Annotated in this window: 16 protein-coding genes; 8 read left to right on the plus strand and 8 right to left on the minus strand. The window is 31.2% G+C overall.

What is annotated here, in order from left to right; all coding sequences use genetic code 11:
- Nucleotides 1-229 precede the first annotated feature (229 nt).
- Nucleotides 230-1,354 (plus strand): FAD-dependent monooxygenase, encoded by a 1,125-nt coding sequence (locus tag HMPREF2658_RS00030; protein WP_000684154.1) that lies wholly within the window; start codon nt 230-232, stop codon nt 1,352-1,354.
- A gap of 91 nt (nt 1,355-1,445) precedes the next feature.
- On the opposite strand, the gene HMPREF2658_RS00035 is transcribed toward HMPREF2658_RS00030, so the two are convergent.
- The 3 genes from HMPREF2658_RS00035 to HMPREF2658_RS00050 form a co-directional block, all read right to left on the minus strand.
- Nucleotides 1,446-2,399: a 2-hydroxyacid dehydrogenase family protein gene (locus HMPREF2658_RS00035; protein ID WP_000417008.1), complete on the minus strand. Its 954-nt coding sequence runs from the start codon at nt 2,397-2,399 to the stop codon at nt 1,446-1,448.
- 362 nt (nt 2,400-2,761) lie between these two features.
- Nucleotides 2,762-3,262 (minus strand): CHAP domain-containing protein, encoded by a 501-nt coding sequence (locus HMPREF2658_RS00045; RefSeq protein ID WP_000733941.1) that lies wholly within the window; start codon nt 3,260-3,262, stop codon nt 2,762-2,764.
- Between the two features lie 236 nt (nt 3,263-3,498).
- Nucleotides 3,499-3,921: a DUF4870 domain-containing protein gene (locus HMPREF2658_RS00050; RefSeq protein ID WP_000206107.1), complete on the minus strand. Its 423-nt coding sequence runs from the start codon at nt 3,919-3,921 to the stop codon at nt 3,499-3,501.
- Between the two features lie 248 nt (nt 3,922-4,169).
- Between HMPREF2658_RS00050 and HMPREF2658_RS00055 the strand changes: the two genes are divergently transcribed.
- The 3 genes from HMPREF2658_RS00055 to HMPREF2658_RS00065 all read left to right on the plus strand — a co-directional run bounded on the left by HMPREF2658_RS00055 (nt 4,170) and on the right by HMPREF2658_RS00065 (nt 7,115).
- On the plus strand, nt 4,170-5,252 hold the full coding sequence (locus tag HMPREF2658_RS00055) for an NAD/NADP-dependent octopine/nopaline dehydrogenase family protein (RefSeq protein WP_000684568.1): 1,083 nt from the start codon (nt 4,170-4,172) through the stop codon (nt 5,250-5,252).
- A 94-nt stretch (nt 5,253-5,346) separates the two neighbouring features.
- Entirely contained in the window at nt 5,347-6,747 is a 1,401-nt protein-coding gene (gene nhaC / locus HMPREF2658_RS00060) for a Na+/H+ antiporter NhaC (RefSeq protein ID WP_000989014.1), read from the plus strand.
- A 173-nt stretch (nt 6,748-6,920) separates the two neighbouring features.
- Nucleotides 6,921-7,115, plus strand: coding sequence for a hypothetical protein (locus HMPREF2658_RS00065; RefSeq protein WP_031785428.1), 195 nt, complete (start codon nt 6,921-6,923; stop codon nt 7,113-7,115).
- Between the two features lie 68 nt (nt 7,116-7,183).
- Here the strand turns inward: HMPREF2658_RS00065 and HMPREF2658_RS00070 are convergent, their stop codons facing one another.
- On the minus strand, nt 7,184-7,993 hold the full coding sequence (locus HMPREF2658_RS00070) for a CHAP domain-containing protein (protein WP_000717388.1): 810 nt from the start codon (nt 7,991-7,993) through the stop codon (nt 7,184-7,186).
- Nucleotides 7,994-8,602: 609 nt separating this feature from the next.
- Between HMPREF2658_RS00070 and HMPREF2658_RS00075 the strand changes: the two genes are divergently transcribed.
- The 4 genes from HMPREF2658_RS00075 (at nt 8,603) to sarR (ending at nt 12,492) form a co-directional block, all read left to right on the plus strand.
- The gene (locus tag HMPREF2658_RS00075; protein ID WP_000131812.1) at nt 8,603-10,558 is read left to right on the plus strand and encodes a helix-turn-helix transcriptional regulator; all 1,956 of its coding nucleotides are present in this window, start codon (nt 8,603-8,605) and stop codon (nt 10,556-10,558) included.
- A gap of 25 nt (nt 10,559-10,583) precedes the next feature.
- Nucleotides 10,584-11,327, plus strand: coding sequence for a SarA family transcriptional regulator (locus tag HMPREF2658_RS00080; protein WP_000032842.1), 744 nt, complete (start codon nt 10,584-10,586; stop codon nt 11,325-11,327).
- Between the two features lie 63 nt (nt 11,328-11,390).
- Entirely contained in the window at nt 11,391-11,717 is a 327-nt protein-coding gene (locus HMPREF2658_RS00085; protein WP_000599591.1) for a PH domain-containing protein, read from the plus strand.
- A gap of 427 nt (nt 11,718-12,144) precedes the next feature.
- Complete coding sequence (gene sarR / locus HMPREF2658_RS00095) at nt 12,145-12,492, plus strand: HTH-type transcriptional regulator SarR (protein WP_000036076.1); 348 nt, start codon at nt 12,145-12,147, stop codon at nt 12,490-12,492.
- Nucleotides 12,493-12,680: 188 nt separating this feature from the next.
- On the opposite strand, the gene HMPREF2658_RS00100 is transcribed toward sarR, so the two are convergent.
- From HMPREF2658_RS00100 to ureE, 4 genes are read right to left on the minus strand one after another with little or no spacing between them, the layout of a single operon-like run.
- On the minus strand, nt 12,681-13,517 hold the full coding sequence (locus tag HMPREF2658_RS00100; protein WP_000344352.1) for an urease accessory protein UreD: 837 nt from the start codon (nt 13,515-13,517) through the stop codon (nt 12,681-12,683).
- Nucleotides 13,517-14,131 carry an urease accessory protein UreG gene (gene ureG / locus HMPREF2658_RS00105; RefSeq protein ID WP_070854165.1) on the minus strand — a complete coding sequence of 205 codons (615 nt, stop codon included), beginning with the start codon at nt 14,129-14,131 and terminating at the stop codon, nt 13,517-13,519. The genes HMPREF2658_RS00100 and ureG overlap by 1 nt, the downstream gene beginning before the upstream one ends.
- Before the next feature lie 12 nt (nt 14,132-14,143).
- Nucleotides 14,144-14,833 (minus strand): urease accessory protein UreF, encoded by a 690-nt coding sequence (locus tag HMPREF2658_RS00110; protein ID WP_000565260.1) that lies wholly within the window; start codon nt 14,831-14,833, stop codon nt 14,144-14,146.
- Entirely contained in the window at nt 14,826-15,278 is a 453-nt protein-coding gene (gene ureE, locus HMPREF2658_RS00115; protein WP_000634589.1) for an urease accessory protein UreE, read from the minus strand. The genes HMPREF2658_RS00110 and ureE overlap by 8 nt, the downstream gene beginning before the upstream one ends.
- Nucleotides 15,279-15,290 lie beyond the last annotated feature (12 nt).

Below are 15,290 nucleotides of genomic sequence, written 5' to 3' on the forward strand. Positions count from 1 at the left end.
ATATAATATTATAGACCCTAGGACATTGATTTATGACCCAAGCTCCCACATCATTGTTACAAATGTACATTATGTAAATGAATATTGCTGTCTAAATGTGCATGTAATATACAATGGTGCAGATAATACACTTAAGTCTTTAAAAATGAAACGTTAGTTCCAAGAGTCATTTTTAAACAATAGTGCATGTGATAAAATAGAAAAGAATGAAAAATATAGAGGTGACAATATGAAGATAGCAATTATAGGTGCAGGCATCGGTGGATTAACAGCTGCTGCACTATTACAAGAACAAGGTCATACTATTAAAGTCTTTGAAAAAAATGAGTCAGTTAAAGAAATTGGCGCTGGGATTGGTATCGGAGATAATGTGCTTAAAAAACTAGGTAATCATGACTTAGCTAAAGGTATTAAAAATGCTGGGCAAATCTTATCTACAATGACAGTGTTAGATGACAAAGATCGCCCGTTAACTACTGTTAAATTAAAAAGTAATACATTGAATGTGACGTTACCACGCCAAACTTTAATTGACATTATTAAATCTTATGTAAAAGATGATGCAATATTTACAAATCATGAAGTCACGCATATAGATAATGAGACAGATAAAGTTACCATACATTTCGCGGAACAAGAGAGTGAAGCATTTGATTTATGTATTGGTGCTGATGGAATTCATTCTAAAGTGAGACAATCTGTAAATGCTGACAGTAAAGTATTATATCAAGGGTATACATGCTTTAGAGGTTTAATTGATGATATTGATTTAAAGCATCCGGATTGTGCAAAAGAATACTGGGGAAGAAAAGGAAGAGTAGGTATTGTTCCGTTATTAAATAATCAAGCATATTGGTTCATTACAATTAACTCGAAGGAAAACAATCATAAATATAGTTCGTTTGGTAAACCTCATTTGCAAGCATACTTTAATCACTATCCAAATGAAGTTAGAGAAATCTTAGACAAACAAAGTGAAACAGGTATCTTATTGCATAATATTTATGATTTGAAACCACTCAAATCTTTTGTTTATGGTCGTACTATTTTACTAGGAGATGCAGCACATGCGACAACGCCTAATATGGGGCAAGGTGCTGGACAAGCAATGGAAGATGCTATCGTATTAGTAAATTGTTTTAACGCATACGACTTTGAAAAAGCATTGCAGCGTTATGATAAAATACGTGTCAAACATACTGCAAAAGTAATTAAACGCTCTAGAAAAATCGGTAAAATTGCCCAATATCGTAGTCGTTTAGTTGTTGCAGTTAGAAATCGTATTATGAAAATGATGCCAAATGCATTAGCAGCTGGACAGACTAAATTCTTATATAAATCGAAAGAAAAGTAATACAACAATATGAAACCCCCCGTATGTTGAAATGAAAGCTCAACATATGGGGGTTCTTGTTATTATAATGTCATTATAATAAATTCAATTATTAGTTAACGACAAATTGTGGTTTCTCACCTTGAACGGCACTAATTGCAGCATTAGCAACAATTTTAGACATCATGTCACGTGCTTCAAATGTAGCATTACCAATATGCGGTGTTAATACTACATTATTAAGTGATTTTAAGTCATCGGTAATGTCTGGTTCGAATTCATATACATCAAGTGCAGCACCTTCAATTTCATTATTTTTCAATGCTTGCACTAGTGCTTGTTCGTGCACGATTGGACCACGAGAGGCATTGATTAAATACGCCGTAGATTTCATCATTTTAAATTGTTCTGTATCAATTAAATGATGCATTTTAGGATTGTAAGCAGCGTTGATAGTGATAAAATCTGCATTCTTTAATAGTGTATCTAAATCTACATATTTTGCACCGATTTCTCGTTCTTTTTCTTCTTTGCGATTAGGTCCTGTGTATAGTACATCCATGTCAAATGCTCTTGCACGACGCGCTACTGCACTACCAATTTCACCTAAACCGATAATGCCGATTGTTTTCCCAGATACTTCTCTACCTCTGAAAAATAAAGGTGCCCATCCGTCAAATCCAGTTGTACGTGATAATTGATCGCCTTCAACAATACGACGCGCTACTGCAAGTACTAATCCAATTGTTAAATCAGCAGTCGCGTTTGTTGATGCTTTAGGTGTGTTTGTAACATCTATACTTTTTTCTCGAGCATACTCGATATCAATATTATTAAAACCAGCACCATAGTTGGCAATGATTTTTAAGTCTTTACCAGCATCGATAACATCTTTATCAACGTTTGTAGATAATAAACTAATTAAGGCAGTCGCATCTTTAACACCTTTAATTAAAGTGTCTTTATCGACTAATCCTTTACCTTCATACATTTCAACTTCAAAATGTTCTTGTAAAAGTTTTAAACCTACTTCTGGTATTGCACCAGCAACATAAACTTTTTCCATAAAAGATCACTCCTTTTATCTTAGTATAGTAGAAGATTAGACAGTATACAACTATGTCATGATGTCTTGTGTATCAATGATGTAAGCGTGTACTTTTGATGGAGGTGATATAACTTAGGCACTGTAGGACTATGAATATTGTAATGTGGAAAACTGGATCAATTAAATTAGATAACGTAGTTTTAAAGTTAATAATATTGAAAAAAATTAATATTATGAATATGGGAGAAAAAATATATATAAGTAGGTGGCAACGAAAAATAGCAAAAAAAGAGCTTCTCCTATAAAGGAAAGCTCAAAGTTTTTTGATGACATATGTACTAGAATTAAGTTTCAAGACAATATGTATCACCGTGTTTATATTAAATATGGATGTAGTTATAGTTACCTGCTTCACTTGCAGAAATAGTTCTTGAGCTTACTGAGAAAGGTCCGCCACTATAATTCATTTCTGAAATTGTAACTGAACCATCACTGTTTACACTTTCTACATATGCAACGTGACCAAATGGTCCTTCAGAAGATTGTAGGATAGCGCCTTTAGAAGGTGTATGGTTTACTGTGAATCCAGCACCTTGTGCAGCAGCAGCCCAATTATTAGCATTTCCCCAAGTAGATCCGATTTCTCCGCCTACTTTATCATATACATACCAAGTACATTGTCCTGCAGTGTATAAGTTACCAGAATGTGAAATTGATGATGTAGTTGTCGTAGTTGTTGTAGTCGTTGTAGTTTGAGTCGTATTATAGTTATAGTTGTTATAATTTGTATAATTTTCAGCAGCGTCTGCATGTTGTGCATGACCTACTAATGCTGTACCAATTCCTGCTGTTAACGTAGTTGCTGTTATTAATTTTTTCATGAATAAAGTCCTCCAAAGTTCTATATCTTTTTTTATAAATAAAACGTAGCGACTGTTTTATTCTCACATCTCGAATTGATGACAATAGTTACTTTAACAAAATTAATGCTTCTTGTGGGGAATGTTATTGATTTGTAAAAGAATAAAAAAACTTTGACTAATTTTGTAATAAAAATTAGTCAAAGTTACAATGAGATTAACAGATAATTAATAGGAAATATTTATTTGTAATATGTTTAAATAAATCGAATTGTTAAAGGTATTACATATTCTTGACCATTATAATATTTGACACACGCAATAATTGTGAATACAAAAGATAATATTGAGAAAGCGAATATGGATAAAATGCCGATAAATGTAATGATGAAACCTATAATGATAATGAAACTAATATCGGTAGCAATTAGGAAAACGCCTATAAAAGTGATAACGACTAAAACGATAGACCAAATAATATAAGAAATCGTATAGTTAAGATAATTTTTTCCAGCACGATCAACTAGTTTCGATTCATCTTTTTTCAATAACCATATAATCAGTGGACCAATAATAGATGTGAATAAACTTAATAAATAGATAAGCATCGCCATAATGTTCTCATCATTGGATTTGCGATTCGGTTGATGATTTGTTACGTCGTTCATTTCAGTTGTCATATTAGACACTCCTTTGAAAATTGTAATATTATCTTTAACTATAACAAAATATAATCAAAAATAAACATGTTTATTAAACAATTATTAAAAATAAAAATAATTGGTGGACGTCGGCGTTTAAATAGGTTAATTTAAGGTTATATATACTTAACATTTATAATGATGCGTAATGAATTCGCATCATTTTTATATTGTCTTACGTATAATTTGCTTTTTAATTTTAACCAAAGATAGAAAGAGGGTTGTTTATGAAAATAGCAATTGTAGGATCAGGAAATGGCGCAGTTACGGCAGCAGTAGATATGGTGAGCAAAGGCCACGATGTTAAATTATATTGTCGTAATCAATCTATAAGTAAGTTTCAAAACGCAATCGAAAAGGGCGGATTTGATTTTAATAATGAAGGTGATGAACGTTTCGTAAAATTCACTGATATTAGTGATGATATGGAATATGTTTTAAAAGATGCTGAAATTGTTCAAGTGATTATTCCATCTTCTTACATAGAATATTATGCTGATGTAATGGCAGAGCATGTAACTGATAATCAGTTGATATTCTTCAACATGGCTGCAGCAATGGGGTCAATTCGTTTTATGAATGTTTTAGAAGATAGACATATTGAAACAAAACCACAATTAGCAGAAGCTAATACGTTGACGTATGGTACGCGTGTCGATTTTGAAAATGCAGCAGTTGATTTATCTCTAAATGTACGTCGTATCTTCTTTTCAACATATGATAGAAGCTGTCTAAATGATTGTTATGACAAAGTTTCAAGTATTTATGATCATTTAGTAAAAGAGGAAAGCTTAATTAAAACAAATCTTGAAAATGGTAATCCTGAAGTGCATCCAGGGCCAACATTATTGAATGTCGGTCGTATTGATTATGCTGGTGAGTTCGCTTTATATAAAGAAGGAATTACTAAACATACAGTTAGATTACTTCATGCAATCGAATTAGAACGTTTAAATTTAGGCCGTAGATTAGGTTTTGAATTATCAACAGCTAAAGAATCACGTATTGAACGTGGTTATTTAGAACGTGATAAAGAAGATGAACCATTAAATCGTTTGTTTAATACAAGCCCAGTATTTTCACAAATTCCAGGACCAAATCATGTAGAAAGCAGATATTTAACTGAAGATATTGCATATGGTTTAGTATTATGGTCAAGCTTAGGTCGTGTTATTGATGTACCGACACCAAATATAGATGCAGTAATTGTCATTGCATCGACAATCTTAGAAAGAGATTTCTTTGAAGAAGGTTTAACAGTTGAATCCATTGGCTTAGATAAGCTTGATTTAGAAAAATATTTAAAATAAATGATGGCTTGAAGATAGAAAAGGATATAGCATTATGCAAAAGCAATAAATTGAAGAAAAGAGGTTTCTCATCAATAAGCGAAGGGGACGATAGATGATGACAAGAAAACCAACCTTTTTAGAATCAATTTCGACAATGATTGTAATGGTTATTGTTGTTGTAACAGGCTTTGTGTTTTTTGATATTCCAATTCAAGTATTATTAATTATTGCCTCAGCATATGCCACATGGATTGCAAAACGTGTCGGCTTAACATGGCAAGATTTAGAAAAAGGCATTGCAGAACGTTTAAATACTGCAATGCCTGCAATTTTAATTATACTAGCGGTAGGAATTATAGTAGGCAGTTGGATGTTTTCTGGCACAGTGCCAGCCTTGATTTATTATGGCTTAGATTTATTGAATCCAAGCTATTTTTTAATATCAGCCTTTTTTATAAGTGCTGTTACATCTGTAGCAACTGGTACAGCATGGGGCTCTGCATCAACTGCAGGGATTGCACTTATTTCTATTGGTAATCAATTGTGGGTTCCTCCAGGGATGGCAGCGGGTGCTATTATAGCAGGGGCTGTGTTTGGCGATAAAATGTCACCATTATCAGATACAACTAATTTAGCGGCGCTTGTCACTAAAGTGAATATATTTAAACACATTCATTCGATGATGTGGACAACAATACCTGCGTCAATCATCGGTTTATTAGTATGGTTTATTGCTGGATTTCAATTTAAAGGACATTCAAATGATAAGCAGATTCAAACATTGTTATCAGAGCTTGCACAGATTTATCAAATTAACATATGGGTCTGGGTTCCCTTAATTGTGATCATTGTTTGTTTGCTATTTAAAATGGCTACAGTGCCAGCTATGCTAATATCAAGCTTTTCTGCCATTATAGTGGGGACTTTTAATCATCATTTCAAAATGACAAATGGTTTCAAAGCAACATTTAGTGGTTTTAACGACTCAATGATACATCAGTCTCATATTTCATCCAGTGTGAAAAGCTTGTTAGAACAGGGTGGTATGATGAGTATGACCCAAATATTAGTAACGATATTTTGCGGATATGCATTTGCAGGTATTGTAGAAAAAGCAGGATGTTTAGAAGTCTTATTAACTACTATTTCTAAAGGCATCCATTCTGTAGGAAGTTTAATATGTATTACTGTTATTTGTTGTATTACGCTTGTATTCGCTGCAGGTGTTGCTTCGATTGTAATTATTATGGTCGGTGTGTTAATGAAAGATTTGTTCGAAAAATACCAAGTCTCTCGTTCCGTTTTATCAAGAACACTTGAAGACTCAAGTACGATGGTATTACCTTTAATACCATGGGGAACATCGGGTATTTACTATACGAATCAACTTCATGTCTCTGTTGAAGAATTTTTCATATGGACAGTACCATGTTATTTATGCGCAATTATAGCAATTATCTATGGTTTTACAGGGATAGGTATTAAAAAGTCATCGAATTCACGTTTAACTTAATGTGAGCGTGGAATATATATAATATGTTGGAACACTTTAATCATTTATAATTGTAGCGGTTATAATTTGAAAAGGTTTTAACTTAGAATAAATATCCTCTATACATATACTGAATATGTTTTGTAGCGGAACATGTTAATATATGTAATGTAAGTTTTATGTCATGATTTGTAATGACTAAATTAATTGAGAATTTGAAGGCAAGTATATTTGTAAGTACTTTAACTAAAAATTTATCAATGTATAGCCGATTTGACGCGCCTAAATTTGGGTGTGTCAATGGCTGTATGTTGTTTATTCTTTATTACAGAGTGAATCGGATTGGTGGAAATCGAAGTTTTGAGATTTCCACCAATCCGATTTTTTGATGTCTAGAAATTAAAAAAGCCAACAAGGCTCTTGAAACCTTGTTGGCTTAATTCACTTTCATCACAAATTAGTGAATGAAGTTATAACCAGCAGCTTGGCTAGCTGAGATTGTACGTGAAGTTACAACACCTGGGCCATAACCATAGTTCATTTCTGAAACTCTTACTGAACCATTGCTGTTAACACTTTCAACGTATGCAACGTGACCGTATGCACCTTGAGTTGTTTGCATAATTGCACCAGCTTTTGGTGTATTGTTCACTGTGTAACCAGCTCTTGCAGCTGCGTTAGCCCAGTTACTTGCATTGCCCCAAGTTGAACCGATTTTACCACCTACACGATCAAATACGTAGTATGTACATTGACCAGAAGTGTATAAGTTACGTCCTGAAGTATAACCACTTGAGATTGAACGGCCATTTGATGATGGAGCCATAGTTGTAGTTACTTGAACATTGTTGCTTGAAGTGCTGTAGCTTGCACCTAAACCACCAGTACGGTAGCTGTTTGTGTTGTAACTATTATAGTTATTGTAGTTATATGATTGATTATTATTTGAGTAGTTGTTGTAACGGCTGTAGTTATTGTAGCTATAACCGTTGTTGTAATTGTTGTAGTTATAGTTATTGTAGCCATTATAGTAGTAATAGCTGTAGTAGCCATTATCTTGGTTTAATTGACTTGGATGCCAGTTACCTTTCCATGTGTAATGGTAGTTACCTTGTGCATCAATAGTGTAAGTATAGCTATATGATGTTGGATCATTTGGATTATAACCGTAGTTATCTTGCTCAGAAGCATGAGCTTGATTTCCTGATGCAATTGCGATTGTAGCGAATCCTGCAGTTGCGATAGTAGCTGTAGCGATTTTCTTCATTTTAAAAATATCCTCCTAAAAATTTTAAATCTAAAATATTTTCGTAATGTCCGTGTGACAAAATTAATGTTATAAGTTATCTCTCGTAATTAAACGACAAGAAAGACTATAACAGAAATTAGCGTCCTTGTGTGCTTTGTTAACGTTTTGTAATTTTTTGCTAATATCTTGACACAATAGAATTTTAAAAGTATAGAAATTTGCATTTTGCAAAACTTATAACTACGGCATTCTTTGTGAAAACTGAATGTTGCGAAAATAAGGCTGTTACAAACTTGTAATATTACTGAAAATTCTAAATGTATATTTTGTGCATAATATCGGACTTTTAATCAGAAAATGCATAAAAATTCGACACGAACGATCAAGTTTCTATGATTGTGAAAGCTTTGGTATTTGGATAAAAATGTATATTTAATGGATAAAATATCCTAATTTAGCATAAAAAAATGTTTTAATAAAAGTATTATTTGATATAATCGATTTATGTTTTGTTACTGCTAAAAAACATGTGGCGATATAATTGGTAGTGAACATTAGATGTTGACAATTGATTTGAGAAAGACAAACAGGAGTAAATCAATATATTTGTATATGTGAGGATGTAAGATGACAGATAATTATTCACTACATATTTTTAAAAGTATGAAAATGAGTAGTGTGAAGGAAGCAAACTTAAAAATTATATATTGGCTTCAAGGTACAGGTGTAGTTTCAATCAATCTACAACAATATGATGTGAAAAGAAATGATGTCACCGTTATTATGTTGAATGATTTGTATCAGATTGATGGTCATGATGATAGTGTATGTTGTGTTGTTGAGGTAAGTGCAAAGACATTTTTGAAGTTTATGAATGCAAACTATATGATGCGTGGCAAGATATTAACAAATGAGGTTGCTTGCACTTTTAGAATCTTAATTAAGAATTTAATCTACAACAAAATTAAGCAACAGCCTTATAATGCTAATGATAAGATTATTAATTACATGTGTGTTGAATTAATGTCATTAAATACCTATGATGGTAGTCGTCATTTAGTAGCCGAAGAAGTGCACGATTATTTAACAAACAACCACCATAAAAAGATAAATAGGAAAGATGTCATTAATCAAGTTAGTATCACAAACAAAGCTTTAAGTGACATGTTTAAAGCGACACCTTATAGTAATTTTATTCAATATTTAAATCATATTAGACTGGAGCATTGCTTAATTGATATTTTAACTTCTAAGAAGCCCATTGAAGAAATCGCAAGTAGTCATGGTTTTAATCATTATTCTCGTTTTATACACCTCTTTAAAGAAACGTATGGTGACACTCCTAAATTAATTAGAAAAAGAAATAGTCCAACATCTCATTCAATTAACCATTCCCAATTAGTTGAAATTGATAAAAATATAATTGAATTATTTGATGATACTAATCAAAGTTCTTCAAGTATGCGCAAGATTGATATACCTTTTGAGCCTACAAAAAGGAGTCAAATGTATCAACCTAAAAACATCTATATTAAAGGAAGTAATTTTTATTGGATGGATTATTATACTATTAAACAAATCATTCAAAGATTAGGTGTTAATCCTGAAAACTTGCATATAATTGTTACAATCGACACAAGCAATGAGCTATCGATTGAACAAATCACTTTATTACTTCAAAAGATAGTGAATTACAATGTAAATGTAGTATTTCGTATTAAACATGAATATAAGGAATTGTTAACGAGTACTGAAAGAGGCAAGATAGAAAAGCTAGTAGCTACAATTTTTAATATGACTTTTGAGAGTAATAGATGTAAGATTGCATTTTTAATTAACGACTTAAATACTACTGCAATTCAAAAACTGAAACGTTTAATAGATAATTATATAGGAGTATTTGAATTAATATATCATCTGGAACCAAATGAGTTGAATACGCGCTATGATAAAGAAATCGATCATCTAATAGACTATTTTATCTTACCGCTAAGACAAATAGAACAGGTGTCTATTGCACGTTCTAAAATTATATGTGATGTAGATTTGATTAATGAGAATAATGACTTAAAAGAAAAAATCACAATGTCTGATATTAATAAGGTTACTGAACTTTTGACAAATTATACAAAATTTCGAGGACTTATTATGCACATGTCAATTATAAGTGAAGCGAGCAAAGAAATAAATTTGACTAGATTATCAATATTCATTTTTATCATAAATATACTTAATCAATTACGAGGGATTGTTATTTATCAAAATGACACGATGATTGTAACGAAGTTCAAACATGAAGTACAATGTGTCATTTGTTTGCCAGCCGCATTGTTAAATGAGAATTCAGACGCTATACGTTTATCGTGTAAGGGTCTTCAACAATTTAGCCATGCTAAAACTAAACAAATTGTTTTAAGTATAGATAAAGATAATCATACTTCCGAAAATGGTGTACTTGTGAATGATATTATGCAACAACACAGTTATTGGAAAGCTAATTTTATAGAAAGAAATATTTATGATCATTCATTAATGATCTCAAGCAATAGTATTGTTCATTTGAAATATCATCTTGAGATATAGGCATGGTTTAAGAGAGGTTTTAAAGATGTCTAAATTTAAAGTTAAGCGTTTAACTGCACACATACTAATGTTGAAAGTCATTAATGATATGTTGAAATATTCATTTCATCTCACTTTGACTCAAGTGAAACTATTAAATCTATTAGTTAAATATGATAATTCTGATTCCAATAGCGCTTCAATAGATAGGTTATTAAAAATGAAAGAAATCCAATCTAAGATGGCACTTCTTCAAATGTTAAGTTATTTAAACAATCATCAATGGCTATTGAAAGAAAGAGATCAAAGGGATCAACGTAAATTGACTGTTTCGATTAATAAAATGCATATAGATAAAATAGAATATATGAATAATGAGCTAAGTGACTATATTGAACGTTATTTTGGTCAATATACATTTGATTTTAGTTGTGACTATGTATCGTATTTATTGTCGTCACAAGAATTATTGCGAAATCTAAAGTGTTATTTAAATATGTGTCAATTATCATTAGAAGAGTTATACGTTTTAGGAATATTAAATCTGCATAAAGGTCAATTGACGGTTAAAGAATTACAGGGTGAATTCCATCACCCGATATTTGCGGTTAGTCCGATTTTAAAGTGTTTAATTTTGAAAGGATTAGTTAAAAAAGAGAGATGTGAATTAGATGAAAGGCGTGTTATTGTAACAATCAAGCGGGAAAAGTTTTCTAAAGTCACTATGCTTATTCAAGCATGTTATAATTATCTTGAAAAGGGAATACAAGTTAAGCTTAATAATAAATAGTTAATCTTTTGTATTTCATATACCTATGAAGAATAGTTTATAGTTTTAAGTGGGAGGGATATTATGATTTTAGATAATGTAAATCCAAATGATTTATTTCCAACTGAAAAAAAGGGTCCGTCAGTGCTAGGAATAATTGAGTATCAAGTTCAAGGTAAGAATGAATTTGAAGGGGCATTTATAGCAACAAATGAAAGATTAATTATGAATGTAGATATGAATGGTCAATTTTATTATAGAAGTATTAGTTATAATGAAATAGAGAAGATAGATTATGATGGTCAAACTATAATGTTCAAATTTAATATTGGTAATGTCCCAATGCATGATATTAAAAGTGATAACGTTGAAATGTTTGTTGAATACGTAAAACAACATATGATAGTATAATGTCAATGTATGTAGGTTGATAAGAAGAGTTTGAATGATAACTCATTGCATTTAAAGATAAATGGCATGCGTTATGATTTAAAGCTCTTCTTTTTTTATATTTTATAAATTTTGTGAGCAAGCCATCAAATTAATATAAAAAATATCAAATCAAACACGTTGATATAGATTAAAATTTTAAAAGTTTACATATCAGTTAAGATACAAAATATTCAGACTAATAATTTTCAATTTGGCAAAATATCTTAAACATCAAATTATTATAAGAAATAAATGTATTTAACCATATTCTAGTAATAAAAATATTGAATTTTTATACTTATTTGTTTAGAATGAACTTTATAACATAGTTGGATAGAGTTTCGATTTAATAAATTACATGTGAACCTTGCTACAACAAGATGTGCATCAGAGGAGTGGTTTAATAATGAGTAAAATTAATGACATTAATGATTTAGTCAACGCAACATTTCAAGTTAAGAAGTTTTTCAGAGATACAAAAAAGAAGTTCAATTTGAACTATGAAGAAATTTATATTTTAAATCATATTTTAAGAAGTGAGTCTAACGAAATCTCATCTAAAGAGATTGCTAAGTGCTCAGAGTTCAAACCTTACTATTTAACTAAAGCTTTACAAAAGCTAAAAGATTTAAAATTGTTATCAAAGAAAAGAAGTTTACAAGACGAAAGAACAGTTATTGTTTATGTTACAGATACACAAAAAGCAAATATTCAAAAACTGATTTCAGAATTAGAAGAATACATTAAAAATTAAATCAAGGTTAATTGCGTTTAATAACATTGAACGATAACAATTTATTAAAACGAAGTTATTTATTCAGCATTGGGACATAAAATTAACTTAAAATTTAAATATTGAAGATGCTTTAATTAAAGTTAAAGACTAGACATACCTTATTTCAGCTTATTAAGCTTGAAACAAGGTACACTAGTCTTTTTATTTTAATATTTTCTTAGAAAATCAAGTTTACGATCATAAATATTTTCTGCGATATAGCTTTGGATGGTTCCAAGTATTTTCTCTATAATTTGTGTGCGATAAGCAAAAATTCTAACTGCAAAACCATGTGTAGGCAATTGAGAAATAGCAACACGACAATCGAATGTATTGCTATAAGAACTAATGGTTTCATAAACTGAATCGATTAGTTTTTGGTTAACATCTTCGTGTATGAAGTAAGCAGAGCCATAATGAGAGTAATGTTCCATATAACCTATTTCATTGATCGATTGTTTATTAGGATTCAATAATAAATTATCATATGTGACTAACTCATCTTCAATATAAATTTCATTTATTAAATGCATATATTGATACTTGAAGGCTTCGCCAGTTTTTGAATAACCAGGAGTTAAAATATCAGTATAAAATAATGAACTAGAATTATTGAGATTGAACGTATTGTGTTGATAAAATTTAGCATTTTCATATGCGATGATTGGATCAGCGACATATTCTAAATATGCGTTATCTTTCAAATTAAAAGTTTGATACTGCTCAACATGATTGGAAGGTGTCTTGTATATTTTTGTTGCACCTTGAGATGTCAATGTCACTTTAGCGTTATCTTCGACATTCACATTCATACGGTAACGATCTCCATCTAAATAGCCACCACCTACATTTACTATATAAAATGTAGGAATGGTAGATTGATTTAGATAAACTGGACGTATCACTTTAAGTGCTTTTTCAAAGAAAATATCTCTTGACACTGATCGATTGCCATCAAAAAACACTGTTAAATCAAGTTGCCCAGTCCATTGTTGTTCATCCATTATGATAATCCTTTGAGTAAAGTGTCACGTTCAATCCAATCGATAACTTCATCCAAACCTTCGTCGGTTTTTAAGTTAGTAAAAGTAAATGGACGTTTACCACGAAATACTTTAGTATCTTCAGCCATTTGTTCTAATGATGCACCAACATAGGGAGCTAAATCAGTTTTGTTAATTACAAAGAAATCTGACTTAATCATACCTTGACCACCTTTACGTGGAATCTTTTCACCTTGAGCAACATCGATAATATAAATTGAAAAGTCAACAAGTTCTGGACTAAATGTTGCTGCTAAGTTATCGCCACCAGATTCTATGAAAATTAGTTCTATATCGTCATGACGTTCTAATAATTCGTCTATTGCTGCAAAGTTCATAGATGCATCTTCACGAATCGCAGTATGAGGACATCCACCAGTTTCAACACCAATGATACGACTTTCAGGAGTTCTACCTGAATTTACTAATATCTTTTCGTCTTCTTTTGTATATATATCATTTGTAATAACGCCGATACTCATTTCTTTTGAAAGACGTTTTACAACTTTTTCAATTAATTGTGTTTTACCTGCACCTACAGGACCACCAATACCAATTTTAATCGGATTTGCCACAATTATAACCTCCTATGATATGAAAATTCTAACATTGACGTTCTCATGCGCCATTTGATTTAGTTCTAAACCAGGCGCTGTCATGCCAAAATCTGCTTCTTTTAATTCGGAAATCTGCTTTCTTGTTTCTTCTATATAAGGAATCATGTGAGTAACTATCTTTTGACCAGCAGTTTGTCCAAGTGGAATAGCACGAACAGCATTTTGAGTTAAACTTGAAACATTTTGATATAAATAGTAATCAATAATCGTTTCAATATCTACACCTAAATAATGACCTAGCATAGTAAAACAAATAGCTGGATTTAACTTTGCTTTCTTATCTTGCATTTGTTGATGATACCAAGCAATCCATGGGCTATTATAAAGTTCTAAAGCCAATTTAACCATGCGAGTCCCCATTTGTTTTGCACCAACACGTGTTTCTTTAGGTAAGTTTTGAACAAACATCAGTTTATCTATGTGTAATACTTTTTGTGTATCATCATTTTCCAAAGCATCATAAACTAAACGCATGGCTAAACCATCAGAATAGGTAAGTTGCTCTTGTAAAAACATTTTTAACCAAGCAATAAAAGTATGATCATCATGAATTATATTTCGTTGAATATATGTTTCAAGACCAAATGAATGACTGAAAGCACCTGTTGGAAACTGTGAATCACAGAACTGAAATAATCTTAAGTGTGTATGATCAATCATGAGAATGTCCTATATGTCTAAAAGCCTTATTAACTTTACGGTCTTCTCTAACATATGGGATGCCTAAACTTTTTAATAAATCTTCAACTAAATAATCATATTGTACTAGCATTTCAGTCTCTGTAAATTGTGCTGGCAAATGACGATTTCCTAATTGATGGGCTATATCTCCCATTTCTTGCAATGTTCTTGGTTGAATCACTAAAAGATCTTCTGAATTAACATCCACAATAATCATATTATGGTCATCTGCGTATAAAATATCTCCATATTGTAAGTCAATAGGTTGTTTTAAACGAATGCCAATTTCAGTGCCATGATCTGTTACGACTCTTTGAATACGTTTAACGAGATCTGAATTTTCAAGGTATACTTTTTCGACGTGCTTTTGTTTTTCTGAATTTGACAAATTGGCAATATTGCCTTGGATTTCTTCAACAATCATTCTATGTTCCTC

The sequence above is a fragment of the Staphylococcus sp. HMSC062H10 genome, assembly GCF_001836945.1.
Taxonomy (GTDB): Bacteria; Bacillota; Bacilli; order Staphylococcales; family Staphylococcaceae; genus Staphylococcus; species Staphylococcus aureus.

Excerpts from the sequence above, each read along its gene's own strand:
- HMPREF2658_RS00030 (WP_000684154.1), top strand. The coding sequence starts at position 230 with ATGAAGATAGCAATTATAGGTGCAGGCATCGGTGGATTAACAGCTGCT.
- HMPREF2658_RS00035 (WP_000417008.1), bottom strand. The coding sequence starts at position 2,399 with ATGGAAAAAGTTTATGTTGCTGGTGCAATACCAGAAGTAGGTTTAAAA.
- HMPREF2658_RS00045 (WP_000733941.1), bottom strand. The coding sequence starts at position 3,262 with ATGAAAAAATTAATAACAGCAACTACGTTAACAGCAGGAATTGGTACA.
- HMPREF2658_RS00050 (WP_000206107.1), bottom strand. The coding sequence starts at position 3,921 with ATGACAACTGAAATGAACGACGTAACAAATCATCAACCGAATCGCAAA.
- HMPREF2658_RS00055 (WP_000684568.1), top strand. The coding sequence starts at position 4,170 with ATGAAAATAGCAATTGTAGGATCAGGAAATGGCGCAGTTACGGCAGCA.
- nhaC (WP_000989014.1), top strand. The coding sequence starts at position 5,347 with ATGATGACAAGAAAACCAACCTTTTTAGAATCAATTTCGACAATGATT.
- HMPREF2658_RS00065 (WP_031785428.1), top strand. The coding sequence starts at position 6,921 with ATGACTAAATTAATTGAGAATTTGAAGGCAAGTATATTTGTAAGTACT.
- HMPREF2658_RS00070 (WP_000717388.1), bottom strand. The coding sequence starts at position 7,993 with ATGAAGAAAATCGCTACAGCTACTATCGCAACTGCAGGATTCGCTACA.
- HMPREF2658_RS00075 (WP_000131812.1), top strand. The coding sequence starts at position 8,603 with ATGACAGATAATTATTCACTACATATTTTTAAAAGTATGAAAATGAGT.
- HMPREF2658_RS00080 (WP_000032842.1), top strand. The coding sequence starts at position 10,584 with ATGTCTAAATTTAAAGTTAAGCGTTTAACTGCACACATACTAATGTTG.
- HMPREF2658_RS00085 (WP_000599591.1), top strand. The coding sequence starts at position 11,391 with ATGATTTTAGATAATGTAAATCCAAATGATTTATTTCCAACTGAAAAA.
- sarR (WP_000036076.1), top strand. The coding sequence starts at position 12,145 with ATGAGTAAAATTAATGACATTAATGATTTAGTCAACGCAACATTTCAA.
- HMPREF2658_RS00100 (WP_000344352.1), bottom strand. The coding sequence starts at position 13,517 with ATGGATGAACAACAATGGACTGGGCAACTTGATTTAACAGTGTTTTTT.
- HMPREF2658_RS00110 (WP_000565260.1), bottom strand. The coding sequence starts at position 14,833 with ATGATTGATCATACACACTTAAGATTATTTCAGTTCTGTGATTCACAG.
- ureE (WP_000634589.1), bottom strand. The coding sequence starts at position 15,278 with ATGATTGTTGAAGAAATCCAAGGCAATATTGCCAATTTGTCAAATTCA.